Consider the following 21,759-nt stretch of genomic DNA (forward strand, 5'->3'; position numbering starts at 1 on the left):
TTACCTTTACATGAATGAAAGACACAAAATCTGTGTCAGGTACAGTACAACAATAGATTGGCCTTTTGTCCAGTTGAAGTTGGATAAAAAGTGATAAAAGTCGCTAAAAATGTATACCGCGCAACTCAGCTGTCCTATTTTAACCCGATGCAGAACGCAGAGAGTTCAGTTCTGACCAATTCATCACTTTTTACGATATGAAGGAAGGCATCATGGTAAGTAAAACGCTGGGTCTGATCGGGGGCATGAGTTGGGAATCTACCATCCCGTATTACCGCATTATCAACGAGTATGTGAAAAGCCAACTTGGCGGCCTGCACTCCGCCAAAATCATCCTGCACAGCGTCGATTTCCACGAGATCGAACGGTTGCAGTCACAAGGTGATTGGGAGCAGTCAGCCGCTGTACTCAGCAATATCGCAGTAGGATTACGTCAGGCGGGAGCAGAGGCGATCGTCATCTGTACCAACACCATGCATAAAGTGGCCGATGACGTTGAACGCGCCTGCCAGCTTCCTCTTTTGCATATTGCCGATGCCACCGGTACTAGCCTGAAACAGCACGGATTGAAGAAAGTCGGTTTGCTTGGAACCCGCTACACAATGGAGCAGGATTTCTATCGCCAGCGCATTCAGGAACGATTTGGCGTAGAGGTGATAGTTCCTGACCATGAGGGAAAAGAAGCCGTTAATCGCATCATTTACGATGAACTGTGTCTGGGAAACATTAACGACGCATCGCGGCAGGTCTATCGGGACATTATCCAGCAGCTTGAACAGCAAGGTGCGGAAGGCATCATTCTGGGGTGTACGGAGATTCCGCTGTTAATCAGCACCCAGGATGCGAAGGTTCCTCTTTTTGATACCAGCAGGCTCCACGCGATTGCCGCTGCGAAATTTGCGCTTAGCCAGCCATAACTATGAATTAATTAGATAAAATAAAATTCATACGCAAACTAATAATAGCCTCTTTTATTCACTCAAGTTTCCTCTTTTTGCATAGAAAAAAAGCAGTATTGAGAGACTCAATACTGCTTTATTCGTATGATTTTATTCCTGGTATGGCATGCAATGACTAACAGTACTTCTCGTTATTATTTACGTAACATTGCTTCAATAAAATCTTTCCAAGTACTTACTTCTACTTCTACCATGCGAACCTCTTGGTGATTAACGGCGACGCATTATATGCACACTTTTTAATCAGGAAAAAGTGTTATGAAAGTATAAAAACTATACTTCCTCACATTTCTGCTACACAGTTCACAGTAGATCTCCCCGCCTTTTTTCGGCATGCTGGGCTATCGCACGATTAGGCTCAGTCAGGCCGTGTTGTCCTAAACAACAATCGTCATGCAACCCAATAAGCAGAAAGGATTTTATCCCTATGGCGCTGACCATGTATGGTATCAAAAACTGTGACACTATAAAGAAAGCGCGCCGCTGGCTGGACGACCAACAGGTGGCGTATCGCTTCCATGATTACCGTGCAGACGGTCTGGATGAACAGCTGCTACAGCGTTTTATCGACCAACTGGGGTTTCAGGCCTTACTCAACACTCGCGGAACGACCTGGCGTAAACTCAGTGAAGAACTGCGTGAACGGATCAACAGCGATACCAGCGACAGCGCAGAGGCCGCCAAAAACCTAATGTTGGAACAGCCAGCGGTGATTAAACGGCCGTTGCTGATAACCGATGACGGTCATGCGCTGCTTGGTTTCAATATCGATAGCTACCAGAAATTTATTGCGGAGAACAAATAACGTGTCTTGCCCAGTCATAGAGCTCGCTCAACAGTTAATTAAACGCCCTTCCCTCAGCCCGAATGACGAGGGTTGCCAGGCGCTCATGATTGAACGCCTGACGGCGATTGGCTTTACCGTCGAAGCGATGGATTTTGGCGATACCCAGAATTTCTGGGCATGGCGCGGCACAGGGAAAACGCTGGCCTTCGCCGGACACACCGACGTGGTTCCCAGCGGCGATGAAAGCCACTGGCAGCATCCACCGTTTGAACCCATCATTCGTGACGGCATGCTGTACGGTCGCGGCGCGGCGGACATGAAAGGTTCACTGGCTGCAATGGTGATTGCCGCCGAGCGCTTTGTCGCCGCCCACCCTAATCATCAAGGGCGTCTGGCGTTCCTGATTACCTCGGACGAAGAAGCCAGCGCCGTTAACGGCACCGTGAAAGTCGTTGAGGCGCTGATGGCACGCAACGAGCGATTGGACTACTGTCTGGTCGGCGAGCCGTCCAGTACGCATGTTGTGGGTGATGTGGTCAAAAATGGCCGTCGCGGTTCTATCACCGCGAACCTGCGCGTACACGGCGTGCAAGGGCACGTTGCCTATCCTCATCTGGCGGACAACCCCGTTCACCGTGCAGCACCAGCACTCAACGAACTGATCGCCACCGAGTGGGATCAGGGCAACGATTTCTTCCCGCCGACCACAATGCAAATTGCCAATATTCAGGCTGGTACCGGCAGCAATAACGTCATCCCCGGCGAGTTATTTGTGCAGTTCAATTTCCGTTTCAGCACCGAATTGACGGATGTGTTAATCCAGCAGCGCGTGGCGGAATTACTGGATCGCCACCAACTTAATTACACCATCGACTGGAAGCTCTCCGGCCAGCCATTCCTGACCGCACGCGGCGAACTGGTCGATGCCGTGGTGAATGCCGTCAAACATTACAACGAGGTTACCCCAGAGCTGCTGACCACCGGCGGCACCTCCGATGGCCGTTTCATTGCCCGCATGGGCGCTCAGGTCGTTGAACTGGGCCCCGTGAACGCCACGATCCATAAAGTGGATGAATGCGTCAGCGCGGCAGACCTGCAACTGCTGAGCCGCATGTACCAGCGCATTATGGAGCAGCTCATCGCATGATGACGCCAGCTACGTTAACCGGTAAAAGTGACCAGCACCTGGTCGCTTTACAGGGTCGTCATCGTCTTCAACCGGAGGCGGTAACCGCGTTTCTGGCGCTACAGCAGGCGGCAAAAACGGCGGGATTTAACCTACAGCCCGCTAGCACGTTTCGTGACTTCGAGCGCCAGCGTCAGATCTGGAATGGCAAGTTTCGCGGCGAGCGTCCCGTCATGGATGCCAACAGCCAGCCGCTGGACGTGCACTCTCTGGACGAAGGCGAGCGCTGTGAAGCGATTCTGCGCTGGTCCGCTATGCCCGGTTCCAGCCGCCACCATTGGGGCAGCGATCTCGATATCTACGATCCCGATTTATTACCCGCAGGCCGTTCGCTCCAGTTGGAGCCGTGGGAATATGAAGAAGGCGGTTACTTTGCCGCACTGAATACGTGGTTGAGTGCGCACATGCATGAATACGGTTTTTATCGACCTTATGCGCACGATCTCGGTGGTGTCGCAGCCGAACTCTGGCATATCAGCTATTATCCACTAGCACAGTATGCGGAAGAACAGCTTACACCCGACCTCATTCTTGCCGCCTGGCAAGATGAAGACATTGCAGGCTACCACTGGCTCAGCCAGAACTTGCCGCAGCTGTTTACCCGTTATATTCATAATGTTGATGAGGCGTAACCATGGCATGGCTGGCTGATTACTGGTGGATAATTCTGATTGTCCTGATAGGCATGCTGATTAACGGCATCAAAGAATTACGCAACGTTGACCATACGCGTTTTCTGCTCAATAAACCGAAATTGCCCCCACACCGTGACAACAACGACAAGTGGGACAAAGAAGAAGACGACGACTGGCCGAAGAAAAAACCCTGACACCTATCCTCGAAACCGCCTGCACGCGAGCTAAGCCCCGCGCAGGCGGTTTGGATGCTTACACTTCAGTTAAACACGCATTTCCGCTAAAACGTTTCCCAATTCGCATTCGATGGCCCGGCATGAGCGGGTTTAGGCAACAGTGACTTTGGTAATGCAGCAAGCGAAGGTGCGCTCTCGGCACGGTGTTCCTGCTCTGCTGCCTGATTAATCTTGAACACCGCCACCGCGTTTTGTAAATATCTGGCCTGCTCTTCCAGTGCAGCAGCGGCAGACGCGGATTCTTCCACCAGCGAGGCGTTTTGCTGGGTGACGCGATCCATTTCATTGACCGCCTGCCCAACCTGATCGATTCCCCGACTTTGCTCATCGGACGCCGAGGCGATTTCCCCCATGATATCCGTTACCCGACTCACCGCACCGACGATTTCTTTCATCGTGTCACCCGCGTCTTTCACCTGCAAAGAGCCGGTATTGGTGCGGCTAACCGAATCATCAATCAGCGATTTGATCTCTTTGGCGGCCTGAGCACTGCGCTGTGCCAGCGTTCTCACTTCCCCCGCCACCACGGCAAAGCCTCGCCCTTGCTCCCCGGCTCGCGCCGCTTCTACCGCCGCATTCAGCGCCAGAATATTGGTTTGGAAGGCGATGCTATCAATCACGCTGGTAATGTGGGCGATTTTTTGTGAACTGTCGGCGATCTCATTCATCGTTTTCACGACGTTATCGACGACAGTACCGCCTTTATTGGCCGTTTCCGACGCATTTTTTGCCAGCAGCGTAGCCTGACGCGCATTGTCTGAGTTCTGCTTCACCGTCGAGGTCAGTTGCTCCATGCTGGCCGCGGTTTCCTGTAGCGATGCGGCCTGCTGCTCCGTACGCGAAGACAGATCGTTGCTGCCCACCGAGATTTCACTGGCCCCCGAATGGATGGAGTGGGAGCTGTCGCGTACCAGACTCACGGTGCGGATTAATGACTGCTGCATATGATGTAGCCCCGCCGCAAGCTGGCTCATTTCATTGCGCCCAGTCGTATCAATAGGATGTGTCAGATTGCCCTCGGCAATCGCGCTGATATGCTGCATGAGCGTACGCAGCGGATGCAAAAGAATACGCTGCAACCCGATCCAACTGAGGATAATCACCAGCACGACGACGACGGAAAGTGCGCCCAAAAGCCACAGCATCGTTTCAAATGCCGCGTGGTTTGCCTGTAGCCCGTCATCTGATAGCTGGTTTTGCGCCTCTCGCCACGTAATATAGGTGTCCTGCATGGCCACATTCAGCGGCGTGGCACCGCTACTCAATTTCATCGCCGCCCCCGCTAATCCACCGGAAAGCGAATCCACAATATCATTCAGTAGCTTGTCGTAAGCGGTATAGCTCGCCTCAAGTTTTTTGGATAATGCTTCATCCAACCCAGGCGTATTAGGCAGAGACAAATAGTGTTTATAACTACTCTCTGAGGCGGCCAATTGCGATTTTGCTTGCTGTAAAAGGGCCTGCATAGCCTCTTTATCCGCATTCCCCATCATCATGTTTTGTATAATAGAACCGATAGCGATGCGCGTCTGATTCATCATAATCCATGCATCAGTAAAGGCCGCTACATTCTGGTTAGAGCGTTGGGAAACCAGGAATCCCTCTCTGTCGTTAGTCAATGCACGAACGGATAGCGCACCGGTTAAAAATTGAGATATCCCCAACACAAACAATAAGATAACAAGGATGGTAATGACTTTAATACGTTTAAACATGGCACACCCTCTTTTTCCATAAGGATGCGATATTTATATCTGAAAAAATAAGATAAATATTGAACACTCAACACAAATAAAAACATTGCCTATATTATTTAACATTCAAATATGGATTATATTCTTTTTAATATGGATAAATTCTCATTCCTAAAAATAGAGTCTCTACGTTGAATAGAGAAATTAAGAAATGAGCAATAAGATAATCTGATGGAATAAAGAAAATAATTCGAGCGGCGTGATAAAACGTGAGCAGATTGAACGGCGCAAGGCGTTAGTTCTTTAAAACCAGCCCCAGAATGGGCTGGTCAGTTAAAAGAAGCCAACGCACATGCAGCTTGAAGTATGACGGGTATAGCGGGATAGGTTTTTATTTGAGATAAGCCAGCGCCTGCTTCAGCATCCGTTCATCAATGCCGTGCCCGACAGCGGGGGCAACATCCAACGTAAACAACGTCCCCAGCTCCTGAAAGCGCTGCGCGGCAGCATGCGCATGTCCAACCACAATCACGCCGTCTGCTTCACCGTGAATCAGGTGCACTGCAACATCAGCAAAGGCTTTTTCTGGCAGCACAGCAAAGCGACCGCTGAACGCGATAATGTGCCCAGCCAGCGAGGATTCAGACTTCAACGCCTCCAGCGACATAATGCTGCCTTGCGAGAAGCCCACCAGCACGGTTTGTTCCGCACTCACACCGCTTTGCACCTGCCAGTGGCGCACCGTCTCAATAAAACGCGACAGGTTTGCTTCAATACGAGATAACCGATTCTCTTCCGTGACACCTTGAACAGAGAACCACTGCCGCCCGTCGCCATAGCCAGTACTGAACGGCCCGGCAATACTGACTACCATCGCCTGCGGTAAGGCGGCAGCAAAATAGCGCCCAATCTGCGCCATGCCTGCGGCGGTATCACCCACACCATGAAATAGCAGGATTAACCGATTCGCTTCCGAAGGCTGCTGAACAACAACATAATCTTGATTCACATTTCTCTCCTGAAGGCATGCGCCGAACACGTCACCTGCCGATATTCGTCATAAAGTACGGTTAGCTCTCACTATACGCCGCGCAATAACAGGAGAAATCGGGAATTACTGAATGAGATGTTCCATTTTTTGCAACGACAAAGGGGATATCCAGCCCACCCTGTCAGTGCGATTTGATAATACGGATCGTTGAAGCCGGATCGTTCACCAGACAGCGTGCCGGACGCACCGGCCGTTTGACCAGTTCGCCGCCGCAGTTCGGGCAGGCGTGATGAAACACGGAATCCGCACAGTCAGGACAGAACGTGCATTCATAGGAACAGATATACGTTTCGGCATCCGGCGGCAAGTCACAATCGCAGTGCTCACAGTTGGGGCGTAATTCCAGCATCGGCTTATCCTGATTTAATAAAAAATTATGTCGCTCTCGCTGTCACTTTTCTGTGGCTATTGCACAAAGATCAGTGAAGGAGAATGAGGTTCTTTTCTACCAGAAACCTCAGCAATAGCCAATGTGCTGCAAAAATTCGCAGGCCATAGCTGATGATGTAAATTGGGATGGTTTAGTTCAAGGCAAGGAAGTGAGAGATGGCAAGTGACAGAGAAGAAATGTATCGGCTCGCGGCCGATCTGTTGAGAGGCATCCAACAGGGCGATCCCACTGTTTTATTGGATTTTGGCGTGAGCCCTGCGATTTACGAAGAGATCCAAGAGGAACTGGATAGCGCGGGAGAAAACCTGGCAGATTTGACCATTCCGCCTTATGACGTTGCCTTTATCCCCGACAAAACAGGCCGAATTCCCCTGTGCAGCTACGCGACAGACGCCGAACCTCAGCGCAAGAGAGTAGAATGCCAGCTCTGGTCTGGAAAGCAAAAGACTGACCTCACGTTAGTTGCCGACTCCCCGGACAATCAGGAGAAAGCACCGCTGGTTTTTCGGCTGTTAGAAACGCAATAAATCAGCACATACTCAACGTGCCGACTGAGTATCCTTATGGCTATCCTGGCACATCGAATACGTCACTCGGCGGTGTTAAAAATTACAGCGCCCTTCCAGCGCTCACACCGCTGCGCATCAAGATCGACCAGTGCATTGGCGGCTTCTGCGCGCCAGCGTTTCAGGAGCGCTTTCCTGCCGGTCAGCCCCAGCGTCATAGTTATTGTAGTTATAGCTATCTGCTCGCTTTCACCTGGCTTTTCCGCCAGCAGGCGTAGCGCAGGCAGCGGCAATGCAGTGTGAACCAACAGGCGACAAAGCGCGGCGAAGCTGGCCTCCATCGGCCGATGCGCAAACGCAAAACCCGCCAGCTCACGCCAGTCGTCTTCATCCAGCTCGGTATTTCCTGTCTGCGGTAGTGCGAGGTTAAGTGGAATCAAGCGCTGTAACCAATGCCAGTCACGCGCCAATTGCTGACTTCCCTGCTCCGCCAGTCTATGCCCTGCTTCACTCAGCGGCAGCACCGCCATCGCGCTGTAACAGCCGCTACTGGCTTCAAGATGGCTGCCAATACGCACCAGTTGAAACCCACACGACTGCCAGAATGCCCACAGCTCCGGCTGATAGCCGAAGCTAACCGACAGGTAATCCAACGCTTGTCGCTGTGCCTCACGCCTCTGCTCTGCAATGAGCGCACGGCCAATCCCTTGTCGGCGACATGACGATGCCACTGCAATCCGGCTCACGCGGCGAGCACGCAGCGTCGGCGCCAGCCATAAACCAGCGTGTGCCGCTAGCGACTGCGCCACCAAATTACCGCGCGGGCGTCGCCGTCCTGCCCACACCTCATGAGCCAGCGAGTCCGACAGTCCACCTTCCTCCACCAGCCACAGCACACCACACATCTCGCCCGCCACCTGTGCGCTGGCAATATGCATGCCTGGCGCATCCATCAGGCGGCGCAAATCCAGCGGCGAAGTACGGTAATGCGCGCTGCACAAGAGCGCGTAGCACCATGCCAGACGCTCAGGGTGTATTAGCCAGTCGTCGGCACGTTCGATTCGACTTTCCAGCGTAGAAGAGGGAATAGGTCGATCGGGCTGTGGCGGGGAATGAAACGCGTCGGGCTCGTTGAATAGCAGCGCCTGATCCAACACCCGTTCCAGCGGATCGTTCGCGACCCAGCGCAGCGGATCGTCCAGCGTAAACGCTCGCCACTGCGGCAGCGTCGCACAAAATTTCAGCAGAAACCCCCGCCCGGTGCCTTCGTACCCCTGTACCGTCGTGGTCATCAGAATACGGGGAAAATGCGGTAACAGCGCGGAGAGTACGGAAGACGGAATCGCCGCCGCTTCATCAATTAACAGCCAGTCGATATCGGGCGCGCCATGAAGGCGGCAATGTGCGAGCAGCGCATCCGGAGCCCAGAATTGCGTCTCGGTACGTGCGTGCTGTTGCAGAATCTCCGCCGCGGCACGGGAAGGTGCGGTAATCCAGCAGGCTCCCCGACTGCGCTGCGTCAGCATGCCTGCCAGCGCTGATTTCCCCCGCCCGCGCGGTGCGGTAATCACAAATACGCCAGATTCTGCGGCATTCAGCTCATGCAAAATCTGCTGCTGTTGCGCTGTCGGTTCACCGTTCGCAGGCTGCCAGTCCGATCGCGCGGCCAGTGGCCGAATCACGACCTCCTGATCCTGCTGCCAGAGCACCACATCCTCATCGGCCAGCAGTTGGCGTTGAAAATGCTGGATAAAGTGCGGGGTAGCAATCGGTTGTTCTTGCTCGCTCCAGCGCAGGCTGTCTTCATCCGGCAGCGTCGGCCATGTCTGCCACGATGGCACCAGCATAATCAGCCAGCTACCGACCTGTAGCGTGCCTGATAGCATCGCCAGCGCCTCGACGTCCACGCCTTTGCGCGCATCAAACACCGCGTGAAGAAACTCCCGCCCCAGCAGCGTCCGCACTCGACTGGCTGGCAGCGCGGTGACGGAATCAGGTGCGGACTCGCCGATCCACAGCCAGTCACCAGACGATTGGCGGCTGAGCGCCAGCGCCTGTTCTTCACACCAGCTCGATTCTCCGTTCAGCACCAGCAATCGCCGGACGCCATAGCGCTGCTGCTGGCGTTGGCTGTGGAGAAAATCACGCAACATCATCACATGCGCCAGATGAATCAGGTCTTGCCAATCAGCAGGGAAAGCAACCCTGCGGCGATCAGCGGACCAACGGGAACGCCGCGAAACAGCGCCACGCCCATGACCGTGCCCACCAGCAGCCCCGCAACCACAGAGGGCTGGTTGCTCATCAGCGACACGCCGCGTCCGCCAAGCCAGGACACGGCAACGCCAATGAGAATCGCCAACAGAGATTTCCAGTGCAGGAAGGAATGCATGACTTCACTGGCGGTAATTTTTCCGCTGGCAATCGGTGCCATCACGCCAATCGTCAGAATGACGATACCAATGCTCAGGCCGTATTTTTCCACCCACGGGAAATAGCTGTTCAACGGTGTGATACGTACCGCCAGCAGAACCAGAATCGCCAGCGTGACGGTCATGTTGTGGCTGATGATACCCAGCCCCGCCAGGACAAGCAGAATTAACAATGTTGGATCGAGATAGGTCATGGATGCGAGTCTGTCGAAAGTAGTCAGATTGTGCGTTAAGCAAACCGCGATGATAGCATTAATCAGGGTCAGGGGCAGGAATCGAAGTAAAGGCCAAGTGAGCAAATCATTCGGGCAGAGACAAGAATAGAAAAGCAGCTTTTCGAGAGAGAAATGGGCAAAACATTCAGGCCGTCAGCCTATCGCCGACCGGCGACCTGAACGTAAACGATTGCGCAGTTAGTCTAATTTTACGCCGATACGGTGCGCAACTTCTTCATACGCTTCAATCAAACCACCGAGGCTCTGACGGAAACGGTCTTTATCCATTTTGTTCAGCGTTTCTTTGTCCCACAGGCGGCTACCGTCTGGTGAGAACTCATCACCCAGCACAACTTCACCTTTGAACAGACCGAACTCCAGCTTGAAATCGACCAGAATCAGCCCGGCGTCGCCAAACAGTTTGCTCAGCACGTCGTTCGCCTTGTAGCTCAGCTCTTTCATGCGAGCCAGATTCTCTTCATTCACCCAGCCGAACGTCTTGCAGTAAGATTCGTTCACCATCGGGTCATGCATCTCATCGTTTTTCAGGAACAGATCGAACAACGGCGGGTTCAGCTCGATGCCTTCTTCGATACCCAGACGTTTTACCAGCGATCCCGCCGCGCGGTTGCGCACGACACACTCGACCGGCACCATGTCCAGTTTTTTAACCAGCACTTCATTGTCAGACAGCAGGCTCACCATTTGCGTTGGGATTCCAGCCTCTTCCAGTTTGCTCATGATGAAATGGTTGAATTTGTTATTCACCATTCCTTTACGGTCAAACTGCTCAATGCGTGCACCGTCTCCTGCTGATGTATCATTGCGGAACTCCAGCACCAGTAGATCGGGATCTTCGGTGGTGTAGACGGTTTTCGCCTTTCCACGATACAGCTCAGCTAGCTTTTGCATCTTTAATTACTCCACACAGTGAGGGTCAACAAGTACGACCCGATATTTAACGCTTCCCCGAACGGTTGCCGATAGCGCCCGTCAATTCGGGTAGAGATTGTTGAATGAAGAAGGGCCGGATAATCCGACCCTTGGTTTATTTATGCGTTACTTACTGAACGCCGCCTGGAATACGGCCACCAGTGCATCGTTCTGAGACTGGGTTAGCGTATGCCCTTTGGAGTCGATGAATTGCAGACTGCTGCGGTTATCTAAATCGCCGACCTGCAATTTGTAATCGCCGTTAGGCAGTTCAGGATTTTTCGCCCCCAGGTCATCCCAGGTTCCGCCGCTCGGTGCACGATACGTCACGGAGACAGAACCCTGCGGACGGCTGCGATCGTTAACCTTCATGCCGATTTTGTCCAACGCGACAGGCAGACGATCCCATACCACGGTATACGGGCCGCGCACAATCAGCAGTGGCAGGCCTGTGTCATCCGCCCCGCTCTGCACATCCAGCGAACCAATGGTGCGGTTTGCCAGCGCGTTTTCGCGTGCGGTTGCCTGAGTATCCAGACCATTACTGAGCACATTCAGCATCAGGCCGGTGTAGCGCTGAGCCTGATCGCCCGCCGTTACCGGCTGACCGTTCAACTGCAGTCCCAGCAGTTTCACGATCAATGCGACCTGATAACCCTGCTGCTGCACGGATATCTGATAACGCCCTTGATACGGGACATCTTCATCTTCACGCGGCCATGAGATCCAGTCGGTCGTCAGCGTTTGGCTGGCATCCTGACGGCTGGCAATCGTGAACGCTTTGTCTTGCAACACGCGGATAACCTGAGACCAGAGCTGGCTGTTTTGCGCGCTGTTTTCTAACAACAGCGTTGCCGTATCTCCTGAGATCTGGGTACGGGAACCATTCAACAAAGCCAATGGCTGCACTGGAGGACGGATATCCAGCTCCTTGCCGACCGCACCATTCAGGGTAACTGGCGGTATCTCAAAATCCCCGTTCTGCACCGGTAAAATCATCCCGGCAGGCGTATTCAGCGCGTGCAGCGCCGGAGCCTTCAGATAGGATTCATCGCCACTGACCTGACGCTTATAGCGCTGATCGCTGGAACAAGCCGCCAGCAACATCACGAGTGATATGCCAACAACTTTCGCCACCATCGACTTTTGTAATGAATAACTCATTAAATCTCCCTAACGATTACAGCAAACCCGCTTGCTTAAGTGCTTGCCCCATCACCGTACGACCGGAATCGGTCAGCGGTGTCATCGGCAGGCGCAGCGTATCGGTCGCCATGAGTCCCAATTCCTTACAGGCCCACTTCACCGGAATAGGATTGGGTTCAACAAATAATTTCTGATGCAGTGGCATCAGGCGCTGATTTAAACGGCGCGCTTCAACAAAATTGCCCTGTGCCGCCAGCTTGCAAAGTTCCGCCATTTCACGCGCAGCAATGTTCGCCGTTACGGAAATCACACCGTTACCACCGAGTTGCATAAAGTCCAGACCGCTGGCGTCATCGCCGCTCAGCAAAATGAAGTCTTCACTAACCAGCTCTTGGATCTGGCTTACCCGACTTAAGTTCCCCGTCGCTTCTTTAATTGCGACAATATTTTTCACTTCGGACAAACGGGCAACGGTTTCCGGCAGCATGTCGCAGCCGGTGCGGGAAGGTACGTTATACAGGATTTGCGGCAGATCGGTATGCTCGGCAATCGCTTTGAAGTGCTGGTACAAGCCTTCCTGCGTCGGTTTATTGTAGTACGGTGTGACCGTCAGGCAGCCAACAACGCCGGTGCCATGAAAGCGTTTAGTCAGTGAAACGCCTTCAGCGGTAGCATTCGCACCGGTTCCAGCGATGACAGGAATACGTCCGTCGCTCAGTTCCAGCGTCAACAGCACGACATCGCCATGCTCGTCGTGACTCAGCGTGGCGGATTCCCCCGTCGTGCCGACAGAGACAATCGCCGATGTACCGCTAGCGACATGATAATCAATCAGTTTTTTCAAGCTCGCCCGATCGACGGCGCCTTTGGCGTCCATCGGCGTAACTAGCGCAACAATACTTCCCGTAAACATTGGCCATCCCCTCCACAAACAAGTGCTTCATGGTACTTTTGACTTCTATGCAAAAGCAAGCGGACAAGGGCGTTGTAGGTGCCTGACGCAGGTTTTTTTATGACGCAGTAAACGAAATTAAAAATGCTTCTGACGTTTTGGGGAAATCGGCTAGCAAGGATAGCCAACATAGCTCCAGTTTTTTACGGTGGGCTATCCCTGCCCACCGCCCTTCGGGCCGCCGCAAGCGGCGTTAAAAATTGCTCCAGGCAATTTTTTATGTTTACCATGTGATTAATGGGAAAAAAGACAGGAAGCATGATGTTGCCAAGCTCACAAGAACACTATCTGGTTATTACCGCGCTGGGAGTCGATCGCCCCGGTATTGTCAATGCGATTACGCGCCACGTCAGTAGCTGTGGCTGCAACATCGAAGATAGCCGTCTTGCTATGCTGGGCAAAGAGTTCACCTTCATTATGCTGCTGTCCGGTAGCTGGAACGCGATAACGCTCATTGAATCAACCCTGCCGCTGAAAGGCGCGGAGATGGATTTGCTGATCGTGATGAAGCGGACGGAGTCACAGGCTAGCCAACCAACCCCTTCTACCGTCTGGGTGAAGGTTGACGTTGCCGACTCCCCTCACATCATCGAGCGTTTTACCGATTTGTTCGATTCTCACCAGCTAAACATTGCCGAGCTGGTTTCAAAAACCCAGCCTGCCGAGGGTGACAAACCGCCGCAGCTGTATATTCAGATTGCCGCACACAGTTCTGCCACTCTGGATAGCTCAATTATTGAGCCAGCCTTTCATCAGCTATGTACAGAACTGCACGCACAAGGCAGTATTAGCGTCGTTAACTATGCCCAATAGCATAACGCTGAAAGATTATGGGTATATCCACAGCATGAAGAGAAACAAGACGGAGAGTCGTGATGAACACACTGAAAGCCGGTGATATTGCACCGAAATTTAGCTTGCCCGACCAAGATGGCGAACAAGTAAATTTAACCGACTTCCAGGGACAGAAAGTGTTGGTGTACTTCTACCCTAAAGCGATGACGCCAGGATGCACCGTTCAGGCCTGCGGCCTGCGCGATAATATGGACGATTTGAAAAAACATGGCGTTGAAGTTCTCGGTATTAGCACGGACAAATCAGAAAAACTGTCCCGCTTCGTCGAGAAAGAAGTCTTAAATTTCACGCTGCTTTCTGATGAAGATCATCAGGTTTCAGAAGGATTTGGCGTTTGGGGAGAAAAAACCTTCATGGGGAAAACCTATGACGGTATTCATCGCATCAGCTTCCTGATCGACGAAAACGGTAAGGTAGAGAAGGTTTTTGACGACTTCAAAACCAGCAACCACCACGACATCGTTCTCGATTATCTGAAAAACGCCTGATTCGCGGTTTTCAGCTCGTCCACCGGCACCGTCATACGTGCCGGTTTTCCCTGCCATTCTCTCTCTTCACCACGTTTTTCCCGCTCGGGCATTTCTTTGTCTGCCATCGCTGGCTAAGATAGTCAGCAGAATGTTTCCACGTTAGCTGTTGATAAGGTTATCTTCCGTTATGTCTATTCGGTTAAGAAAAACGGTCATGTCCGTCCTGTTTGGGGCATTACTGGCTGGCAACCTGCTTCCTGCTCAGGCCGACACGCAGGATCGGCTGCCGGATATCGGCACCACCGCAGGCGGTACGCTCAGTATCAATCAGGAGCTGGCAATGGGCGATTTTTACGTCCGCCAACTGCGGGCGGGTGCGCCGCTTATCAACGATCCGCTGCTGTCCAATTACATTAATCAGCTCGGTAACAGATTGGTCAAACAGGCTGACTCGGTGCGTACGCCGTTCCATTTTTACCTAATCCGCAATGACGACATCAACGCCTTCGCCTTCTTCGGCGGCAACGTAGTACTGCATTCCGCGCTGTTCCGCTACGCCGATAGCGAAAGCGAGCTGGCCTCGGTGCTGGCGCATGAAATCTCTCACGTTACCCAGCGCCATCTGGCACGAAGCATGGAATCACAGCAGCGTAGCGCCCCGCTCACCTGGGTCGGCGCGCTCGGTTCTATTCTTCTGGCAATGGCCAATCCACAGTTGGGGATGGCGGCGCTCAGCGGCACGCTGGCGGGCGCGCAGCAGGGCATGATTACGTTCACGCAGGCGAACGAGCAGGAAGCAGACCGCATCGGTATTCAGGTATTGCAGCGCGCGGGCTTTGATCCGCAGGCCATGCCGAACTTCCTGCAAAAGCTGGCGGACCAATCTCGCTATGCCTCCAGACCGCCGGAAATGTTGCTGACTCACCCCTTGCCGGAAAGCCGCCTGTCCGATGCCCGCAACCGCGCCAACCAGATGCGTTCAACGCCGGTACAATCTTCTCAGGATTTCCTGTTCGCCAAAATACGCACCTTTGGTATGTATGGCTCACCGGAGCGTCCGCTGAACAACGATCTGCTGGAGCAATGGGAAAAAGGCAACGTGCGAGAGCAACTGGCCGCGAAATATGGCCGCGCGATACAGCTTTATCAGGCGAAGAAGTACGATGAAGCCCGTAATGTGCTGCAACCGCTGCTAAACAGCGCGCCTGAAAACCCGTGGTTTCTGGATATGATGACGGATATCGATATAGGACAAAGCCGCGCGACACAGGCTATCGCCCGTTTACAAAACGTGCCCGGAATGCAGGCGAACCCGGTACTTCAGCTTAATCTGGCGAATGCTTATGTAGAGGGGAAACAGCCCGCTGCCGCCAGTAAAATACTGTATCGCTACACCTACGCGCACCCTGACGATTCGAACGGCTGGGATCTGCTGGCACAAGCCGCAGCAGCACAAGGACAGCGGGCAGAAGAACTGGCCGCACGAGCGGAGAGTCTGGCCCTCAGCGGTCAGCTCGATCAATCTATTCGGTTACTGAGCAACGCGAGTTCACTGGTTAAATTGGGGAGTCTGGAACAGGCGCGTTACGACGCCCGCATTGACCAGCTCCGCCAGTTGCAGCAACGCTTCCGCCAGTACCAGAAATCCTGATAAGGAGCATGACGATGACACCGTACTCAACCCAAACACCTGTGACGATTTACCACAACCCGCGCTGCTCCAAGAGCCGTGAAACACTGGCGCTGCTACAGGAACACAATATTACGCCCAACGTCGTGCTCTATCTCGACACGCCGCCCGACGCCGCAACGCTGGCTCAGCTTATCAAGCAGTTGGGCTTGACTAGCGCGCGCGAATTGATGAGAACCAAAGAAGAGATTTATCAGCAGTTGGGGCTGTCCGATGCCGCACTAACGGAAGCGCAGCTGATTCAGGCGATGATCGATAATCCGAAGCTCATCGAGCGCCCTATCGTCGTGGCACAAGGTCAGGCACGTATTGGCCGTCCACCGGAACAGGTGCTGGAAATACTGTAGTTGTAGGTAAAACGATAGCCGTAAGCGATCCTCAACGACGATCGTTAATAACGATCGTTAACTACAGCCCGAGGATCTCTTTCACAAAAGGAATGGTCAGCTTGCGCTGTGCGGTGATGGAAGCATGGTCGAGCTGATCGAGCGTCATAAATAACGTACGCATTTCCCTATCCAGACGCTTAAGCAGAAAACGGCTAACGTCTTCCGGCAATTCGAATCCGCGCAGTCTGGCACGCAGCTGTAGCGCTTCCCCTTTTTCGTCATCCGACAATGGTTGCAGCTTGTAGATTTGTCCCCAATCAAGGCGAGAAGCCAGATCGGGCAGACGTAAATTCAGCTGACGCGGCGGACGATCGCCAGTAATCAACAGCCGGGCACGCCCTGTTTCCTGAATGCGGTTATACAGATTAAACACCGCCATTTCCCACTCTTCATCGCCCGCGATAGATTCGATGTTATCGATACACACCAGCGCCAGCTGCTCCATCCCTTCCAGCACATCGGGTACAAAGTAGGCACGTTTATCCAGCGGTACATAGCCCACCGCACGTTCCTGACGCGACAGTTCGGCGCAGGCAGCATGCAGCAGATGGCTGCGCCCGCCCCCTTCGCGTGACCAGAAATAGATGTAGCTACCATGCTCCTGATACAAAGCATTATTGACGGCGGCAAGAAGAGACGCGTTTTCACCCGGATAGAAACTGGCAAATGTTTCGTCATCGGGTAAGTAGAGTGGCAATGAAAGCTGTGCCGGCGTGTTCAGAATCACCTCAAGCAAAACGGGCAGGAAACGGATCGAGTTTATCACAGAAACCGGCCCCTGTTGAGGACGCGATACGCACGACCTCAACAGGGGGAGGAATGACGCGGTTATGAACGCGCGTCGTTCTCTTCCGGCGCATCGAGGATCTCTTCCTCTTTGCGGAACAGGCTGATGACCTTAAAGACCAGACTCATGCCGATACCAACAACCGTCGCCAGCGCCATTCCCTTCAGTTCGGTTGCGCCCAGGTGCACTTTCGCACCGCTGACGCCGATGATCAGGATCACTGAGGTCAGGATCAGGTTCTGCGCTTTGTTGTAATCCACTTTGGATTCAATCAGCACGCGAATACCGGATGCACCAATTACGCCGTACAGCAGCAGCGATACGCCGCCCATAACGGGAACCGGTACAGCCTGAATTGCCGCCGCCAGTTTGCCCACGCAGGAGAGCAGAATCGCGAGGATTGCTGCACCACCGATCACCCAGGTGCTGTACACTTTAGTAATCGCCAGCACGCCGATGTTTTCACCGTAAGTCGTGTTTGGGGTAGAGCCAAAGAAGCCGGACAGCACGGTAGAAATGCCGTTGGCGAACATGGAGCGATGCAGCCCCGGTTCACGCATCAGGTCTTTCTTCACGATATTCGCCGTCACCACCAGGTGACCAACGTGTTCCGCAATCACCACCAGCGCCGCAGGCAGAATCGCCAGAATGGCAAACCACTCAAAACGTGGCGTATAGAATGTCGGCATCGCGAACCAGTGTGCTTCACGAATCGGAGTCAAATCCACCACGCCCAGCGCGAACGACAGCGCATAGCCAGCCAGTACCCCGATCAGAATCGGGATGATCGCCAGAAAGCCGCGAAACAGCACCGAGCCCAGAATGGTGATTGCCAGCGTCGCCAGTGAAATCGTCACCGCGGTAGAATCGACAGAAGTGCCATCGGCAGGCAGCAGCCCAGCCATTCCCGCTGCGACACCGGCCAGTTCAAGGCCGATAACCGCAACAATCGCCCCCATCGCCGCAGGCGGAAACAGCACATTCAGCCAGCCGGTGCCCGCTTTCTTAACAATCAGCGCCACCAGACAGAACAACACGCCGCACATAATGAAGCCACCCAGTGCAACTTCATACCCCAGCGGCAACAGCAGTAAAACCGGGGAAATAAACGCGAAGCTCGACCCCAAATACGCTGGGATTTTGCCCTTACAAATGAATAAATAAAGCAGCGTCCCCACACCGTTGAATAACAGTACGGTTGCCGGATTGATCTTGAACAGAATGGGTACCAGAACGGTAGCGCCAAACATCGCGAACAGATGCTGGAAACTCAACGGGATGGTTTGTAACAAGGGTGGTCGTTCACTTACCCCGATGGCGCGACGAGTCATCTTCAATATCCTCTGTAGTGTTGTTATCTAGTGTTGCTATTTATGTGTGCAGGTAGACCCGCACTTATTATCACAGCCAGACTTACCCCGCCTCACCGTAGTGAAGCAGGAACATGTTGACTGCTGATGTATAAAAGAACCGCGTGTGACGTAACACAGGCCGTGGCGCACCATAGGCAATACCGATACCCTAAATAATTCGAGTTGCGTGACAAAACGTTAACGTTTTGAACAACGCTCTGCGTTGACCCTTTAGGGCAAGGCCCATTTATGGCCTTGTAACGCGGCAACCGCACGAATCTCCAGGAGCTTACACAAGTAAGTGACTGGAGTGAGTAAGGGCGGCCAACGCACAAGCAGCTTGAAGTATGACGGGTATCCTTGCGCCAAAAAAAAGCCGACTATAAGTCGGCTTACCTGTTATTTCGTACCAAATATTTTATCGCCCGCATCACCCAGGCCCGGCATGATGTAACCCTGCTCGTTGAGGCCTTTATCGATGGATGCCGTGTAAAGCTCGACATCTGGATGGGCTTTTTCCAGTGCGGCAATCCCTTCTGGAGCGGCAACCAACACCAGCACCTTAATGCTGTGACAACCCGCTTTTTTCAGCAGATCGATCGTCGCGATCATTGAACCGCCGGTTGCCAGCATAGGGTCAACTACAAGCGCCATGCGCTCTTCGATATTGGAAACCAGCTTCTGGAAATAAGGAACAGGCTCCAGCGTCTCTTCATCACGGTAGATGCCGACAACGCTGATACGCGCGCTAGGGACATTTTCCAGCACGCCTTCCATCATCCCCAACCCTGCACGCAGAATCGGTACGACGGTAATTTTCTTGCCTTTGATCTGATCGACTTCAACCGGACCGCACCAGCCATCAATGGTGACTTTTTCGGTTGCCAGGTCAGCCGTCGCTTCGTAAGTCAGCAAACTTCCTACTTCGGAAGCCAGCTCACGAAAACGCTTCGTGCTAATATCGTTCTCACGCATCAAACCCAGTTTGTGTTTGACGAGTGGGTGTTTCACCTCGACGATCTTCATCATTATCTCCCCATCGGCTAGTGGACGGACAAAAACGCCAAACGCGTTTTTAAACACCGCTTGCGGCGGCCCGCAGGGCGGCGGGCACAAGAGCCCGTCGTAAAAAAAATCGCGGGATTATACCGCCTTTTTTACTTAGCGCCATATGATTCAGCCTGATCCAGATCAACCGAGAAGAGAAATTGTCGCCATTAACGAAAAATAGCCAGCCGATGACTCATCACTCGCAAACGATTGCCTACACTGTTAGAATTAGCGCGCATTATTTTTACCACAGTATGTTTTCTAAATACCGTGTTTTCTGAATACGACCCGTAACCTTCGTGGGGACTCAGCAGTGACCGACAAAACCTCTCTCAGCTATAAAGACGCAGGCGTGGATATCGATGCAGGCAATGCATTGGTCGACCGTATCAAAGGTGTAGTGAAACAGACCCGTCGCCCAGAAGTTATGGGTGGATTGGGTGGTTTCGGTGCCTTGTGCGCCTTACCGCAAAAATACCGCGAACCGATTCTGGTTTCCGGCACTGACGGAGTCGGCACCAAACTGCGCCTGGCGATGGACCTGAAACGCCACGATACGATTGGTATCGATCTGGTTGCAATGTGCGTGAACGATCTCGTCGTTCAGGGCGCCGAGCCACTGTTCTTCCTCGACTATTACGCCACGGGCAAGTTGGATGTTGACACCGCTGCCAGTGTGATTACCGGTATCGCGGAAGGCTGTAAGCAATCAGGCTGTGCGCTGGTCGGTGGCGAAACCGCCGAAATGCCGGGTATGTATCACGGTGAAGACTACGACGTTGCCGGCTTCTGCGTCGGTGTCGTAGAAAAATCAGAAATTATTGACGGCAGCAAAGTGCAGAACGGCGATGTTCTGGTTGCCCTCGCTTCCAGCGGCCCGCACTCAAACGGCTATTCGCTGGTGCGCAAAGTGCTCGAAGTCAGCAAGACCGATCCAGAGCAGTTCGAGCTGGAAGGCAAATCACTGGCCGATCACCTGCTGGCCCCGACCAAAATCTACGTGAAATCTATACTGTCCCTGATTGAGAAAGTCGATGTCCACGCCATTTCTCACCTGACTGGCGGCGGCTTCTGGGAAAATATCCCGCGCGTACTGCCAGAAGGCATGCAGGCGACGATCGACGAATCCAGCTGGCAATGGCCTGCCGTTTTCAACTGGCTGCAACAGGCCGGTAATGTCAGCCGCCACGAAATGTATCGTACTTTCAACTGCGGTGTTGGTATGATCATCGCACTGCCAGCCGAACAGGCAGACGAGGCCGTTGCATTACTCAACAGCAGCGGCGAAAACGCATGGAAAATCGGCGTCATTACTCAAACCGATGCCGGAGACGCAGTGGTTATTAACTGATGAAAAACATCGTTGTGCTGATTTCAGGTCATGGAAGCAACTTACAGGCGTTGATTGACGCCTGTAAGAACGCACGCCTTAAAGGAAAAATCGTCGCCGTATTCAGCAATAATGCGGAGGCTTACGGGCTAGAACGCGCACAGGATGCGGACATTCCTACGTGCGTCCTGAACCCTGAAGATTTTGCCGACCGCGCCGCATTTGATGCCGCACTGGCAAATGAAATTGAGCAATATGAGCCGGCGCTGGTGGTTCTGGCAGGTTACATGCGGATTCTTAGCCCGGAATTTGTTGCCCAGTTTACCGGCAAAATGCTGAACATTCACCCTTCCCTGCTGCCCAAATATCCTGGCCTGCATACACACCGCAAGGCGCTGGAAAATGGCGACCGGGAACATGGGACATCCGTCCATTTCGTCACCGATGAACTGGATGGCGGCCCACTGATTCTGCAAGCGAAAGTGCCTGTATTCAGTGACGACACGGAAGAAAGCCTGAGCGAACGCGTGAAGACGCACGAGCATACGATTTATCCGATGGTCATCAACTGGTTCCTGAACGGCAGACTGGTGATGCGGGATAATGAAGCCTGGCTGGACAGCGTGCGTATTCCACCGCAGGGCTACGCTGCCGAGTGATGTTGTCAGCTCATCGCTTCATCACAGAGTAAGGTTCCCCTGCGGAGCCTTACT

At 53.2% G+C, this 21,759-nt stretch carries 25 protein-coding genes; 12 read left to right on the plus strand and 13 right to left on the minus strand.

The features are described from left to right. The first annotated feature begins 212 nt into the window (after positions 1–212). A complete protein-coding gene (locus Q3A88_RS05810; protein WP_317177571.1) occupies positions 213–917 on the plus strand; it encodes an aspartate/glutamate racemase family protein in 705 nt (234 codons plus the stop codon). Between the two features lie 176 nt (positions 918–1,093). Here the strand turns inward: Q3A88_RS05810 and ypfM are convergent, their stop codons facing one another. Beyond that, positions 1,094–1,153, minus strand: a complete 60-nt coding sequence (gene ypfM, locus Q3A88_RS21885; RefSeq protein WP_137739554.1) for a protein YpfM — start codon at positions 1,151–1,153, stop codon at positions 1,094–1,096. A 233-nt stretch (positions 1,154–1,386) separates the two neighbouring features. Between ypfM and Q3A88_RS05815 the strand changes: the two genes are divergently transcribed. From Q3A88_RS05815 to Q3A88_RS05830, 4 genes are read left to right on the plus strand one after another with little or no spacing between them, the layout of a single operon-like run. Then, on the plus strand, positions 1,387–1,764 hold the full coding sequence (locus tag Q3A88_RS05815; RefSeq protein ID WP_110163651.1) for an ArsC family reductase: 378 nt from the start codon (positions 1,387–1,389) through the stop codon (positions 1,762–1,764). 1 nt (position 1,765) lies between these two features. Continuing rightward, entirely contained in the window at positions 1,766–2,893 is a 1,128-nt protein-coding gene (gene dapE / locus Q3A88_RS05820; RefSeq protein ID WP_010309034.1) for a succinyl-diaminopimelate desuccinylase, read from the plus strand. Continuing rightward, entirely contained in the window at positions 2,890–3,564 is a 675-nt protein-coding gene (locus tag Q3A88_RS05825; RefSeq protein ID WP_014914614.1) for a M15 family metallopeptidase, read from the plus strand. Before dapE ends, Q3A88_RS05825 begins: the two co-directional genes overlap by 4 nt. A 2-nt stretch (positions 3,565–3,566) precedes the next feature. Further along, positions 3,567–3,761 (plus strand): YpfN family protein, encoded by a 195-nt coding sequence (locus Q3A88_RS05830; protein ID WP_010283998.1) that lies wholly within the window; start codon positions 3,567–3,569, stop codon positions 3,759–3,761. A gap of 86 nt (positions 3,762–3,847) precedes the next feature. Here Q3A88_RS05830 and Q3A88_RS05835 read toward each other — a convergent pair whose 3' ends face one another. The 3 genes from Q3A88_RS05835 to Q3A88_RS05845 form a co-directional block, all read right to left on the minus strand. Then, positions 3,848–5,518, minus strand: coding sequence for a methyl-accepting chemotaxis protein (locus Q3A88_RS05835; protein ID WP_317177572.1), 1,671 nt, complete (start codon positions 5,516–5,518; stop codon positions 3,848–3,850). Positions 5,519–5,888: 370 nt separating this feature from the next. Next, entirely contained in the window at positions 5,889–6,506 is a 618-nt protein-coding gene (gene ypfH, locus Q3A88_RS05840; RefSeq protein ID WP_233990043.1) for an esterase, read from the minus strand. Positions 6,507–6,669: 163 nt separating this feature from the next. Beyond that, on the minus strand, positions 6,670–6,897 hold the full coding sequence (locus Q3A88_RS05845) for a DUF1272 domain-containing protein (RefSeq protein WP_317177573.1): 228 nt from the start codon (positions 6,895–6,897) through the stop codon (positions 6,670–6,672). A 197-nt stretch (positions 6,898–7,094) separates the two neighbouring features. On the opposite strand from Q3A88_RS05845, the gene Q3A88_RS05850 reads away from it, so the two are divergent. Further along, positions 7,095–7,466, plus strand: a complete 372-nt coding sequence (locus Q3A88_RS05850) for a hypothetical protein (RefSeq protein WP_317177574.1) — start codon at positions 7,095–7,097, stop codon at positions 7,464–7,466. A gap of 62 nt (positions 7,467–7,528) precedes the next feature. On the opposite strand, the gene Q3A88_RS05855 is transcribed toward Q3A88_RS05850, so the two are convergent. The 5 genes from Q3A88_RS05855 to dapA form a co-directional block, all read right to left on the minus strand. Further along, complete coding sequence (locus Q3A88_RS05855) at positions 7,529–9,601, minus strand: tRNA(Met) cytidine acetyltransferase TmcA (RefSeq protein WP_317177575.1); 2,073 nt, start codon at positions 9,599–9,601, stop codon at positions 7,529–7,531. A gap of 17 nt (positions 9,602–9,618) precedes the next feature. Beyond that, entirely contained in the window at positions 9,619–10,071 is a 453-nt protein-coding gene (locus Q3A88_RS05860; RefSeq protein ID WP_010286516.1) for a DUF441 domain-containing protein, read from the minus strand. A gap of 219 nt (positions 10,072–10,290) precedes the next feature. After that, the gene (gene purC, locus Q3A88_RS05865; RefSeq protein WP_010286515.1) at positions 10,291–11,004 is read right to left on the minus strand and encodes a phosphoribosylaminoimidazolesuccinocarboxamide synthase; all 714 of its coding nucleotides are present in this window, start codon (positions 11,002–11,004) and stop codon (positions 10,291–10,293) included. A gap of 147 nt (positions 11,005–11,151) precedes the next feature. Continuing rightward, positions 11,152–12,189 (minus strand): outer membrane protein assembly factor BamC, encoded by a 1,038-nt coding sequence (bamC, locus tag Q3A88_RS05870; protein WP_317177576.1) that lies wholly within the window; start codon positions 12,187–12,189, stop codon positions 11,152–11,154. Between the two features lie 16 nt (positions 12,190–12,205). After that, positions 12,206–13,084, minus strand: coding sequence for a 4-hydroxy-tetrahydrodipicolinate synthase (gene dapA / locus Q3A88_RS05875; RefSeq protein WP_010286511.1), 879 nt, complete (start codon positions 13,082–13,084; stop codon positions 12,206–12,208). A 300-nt stretch (positions 13,085–13,384) separates the two neighbouring features. Between dapA and Q3A88_RS05880 the strand changes: the two genes are divergently transcribed. Further along, positions 13,385–13,936, plus strand: a complete 552-nt coding sequence (locus tag Q3A88_RS05880; RefSeq protein ID WP_010286503.1) for a glycine cleavage system transcriptional repressor — start codon at positions 13,385–13,387, stop codon at positions 13,934–13,936. A 62-nt stretch (positions 13,937–13,998) separates the two neighbouring features. Continuing rightward, on the plus strand, positions 13,999–14,466 hold the full coding sequence (bcp, locus tag Q3A88_RS05885) for a thioredoxin-dependent thiol peroxidase (protein WP_010286501.1): 468 nt from the start codon (positions 13,999–14,001) through the stop codon (positions 14,464–14,466). Here the strand turns inward: bcp and Q3A88_RS05890 are convergent. Further along, complete coding sequence (locus Q3A88_RS05890) at positions 14,448–14,573, minus strand: hypothetical protein (protein ID WP_317177577.1); 126 nt, start codon at positions 14,571–14,573, stop codon at positions 14,448–14,450. The genes bcp and Q3A88_RS05890 overlap by 19 nt on opposite strands. Before the next feature lie 89 nt (positions 14,574–14,662). On the opposite strand from Q3A88_RS05890, the gene Q3A88_RS05895 reads away from it, so the two are divergent. Together Q3A88_RS05895 and arsC are read left to right on the plus strand one after the other, a co-directional pair. Continuing rightward, positions 14,663–16,099, plus strand: coding sequence for a tetratricopeptide repeat protein (locus tag Q3A88_RS05895; protein ID WP_400339942.1), 1,437 nt, complete (start codon positions 14,663–14,665; stop codon positions 16,097–16,099). Positions 16,100–16,113: 14 nt separating this feature from the next. Next, positions 16,114–16,485, plus strand: a complete 372-nt coding sequence (gene arsC, locus Q3A88_RS05900) for an arsenate reductase (glutaredoxin) (protein ID WP_317177578.1) — start codon at positions 16,114–16,116, stop codon at positions 16,483–16,485. Positions 16,486–16,546: 61 nt separating this feature from the next. Here arsC and hda read toward each other — a convergent pair whose 3' ends face one another. From hda to upp, 3 genes are all read right to left on the minus strand, one after another. Next, positions 16,547–17,254, minus strand: a complete 708-nt coding sequence (gene hda, locus Q3A88_RS05905) for a DnaA inactivator Hda (protein WP_005976214.1) — start codon at positions 17,252–17,254, stop codon at positions 16,547–16,549. Positions 17,255–17,355: 101 nt separating this feature from the next. Further along, on the minus strand, positions 17,356–18,645 hold the full coding sequence (gene uraA / locus Q3A88_RS05910) for a uracil permease (RefSeq protein ID WP_094370181.1): 1,290 nt from the start codon (positions 18,643–18,645) through the stop codon (positions 17,356–17,358). A 420-nt stretch (positions 18,646–19,065) separates the two neighbouring features. Further along, positions 19,066–19,692: a uracil phosphoribosyltransferase gene (gene upp / locus Q3A88_RS05915; RefSeq protein WP_010286492.1), complete on the minus strand. Its 627-nt coding sequence runs from the start codon at positions 19,690–19,692 to the stop codon at positions 19,066–19,068. Positions 19,693–20,029: 337 nt separating this feature from the next. Between upp and purM the strand changes: the two genes are divergently transcribed. Then, positions 20,030–21,067, plus strand: a complete 1,038-nt coding sequence (gene purM, locus Q3A88_RS05920; protein WP_010286490.1) for a phosphoribosylformylglycinamidine cyclo-ligase — start codon at positions 20,030–20,032, stop codon at positions 21,065–21,067. Continuing rightward, entirely contained in the window at positions 21,067–21,705 is a 639-nt protein-coding gene (gene purN, locus Q3A88_RS05925; RefSeq protein WP_317177579.1) for a phosphoribosylglycinamide formyltransferase, read from the plus strand. Before purM ends, purN begins: the two co-directional genes overlap by 1 nt. The last annotated feature ends 54 nt before the right edge of the window (positions 21,706–21,759 follow it).

Origin of the sequence: Pectobacterium sp. HCp5_1 (assembly GCF_032905925.1) — a bacterium.
In the GTDB taxonomy this organism is placed as follows: domain Bacteria; phylum Pseudomonadota; class Gammaproteobacteria; order Enterobacterales; family Enterobacteriaceae; genus Pectobacterium; species Pectobacterium brasiliense_A.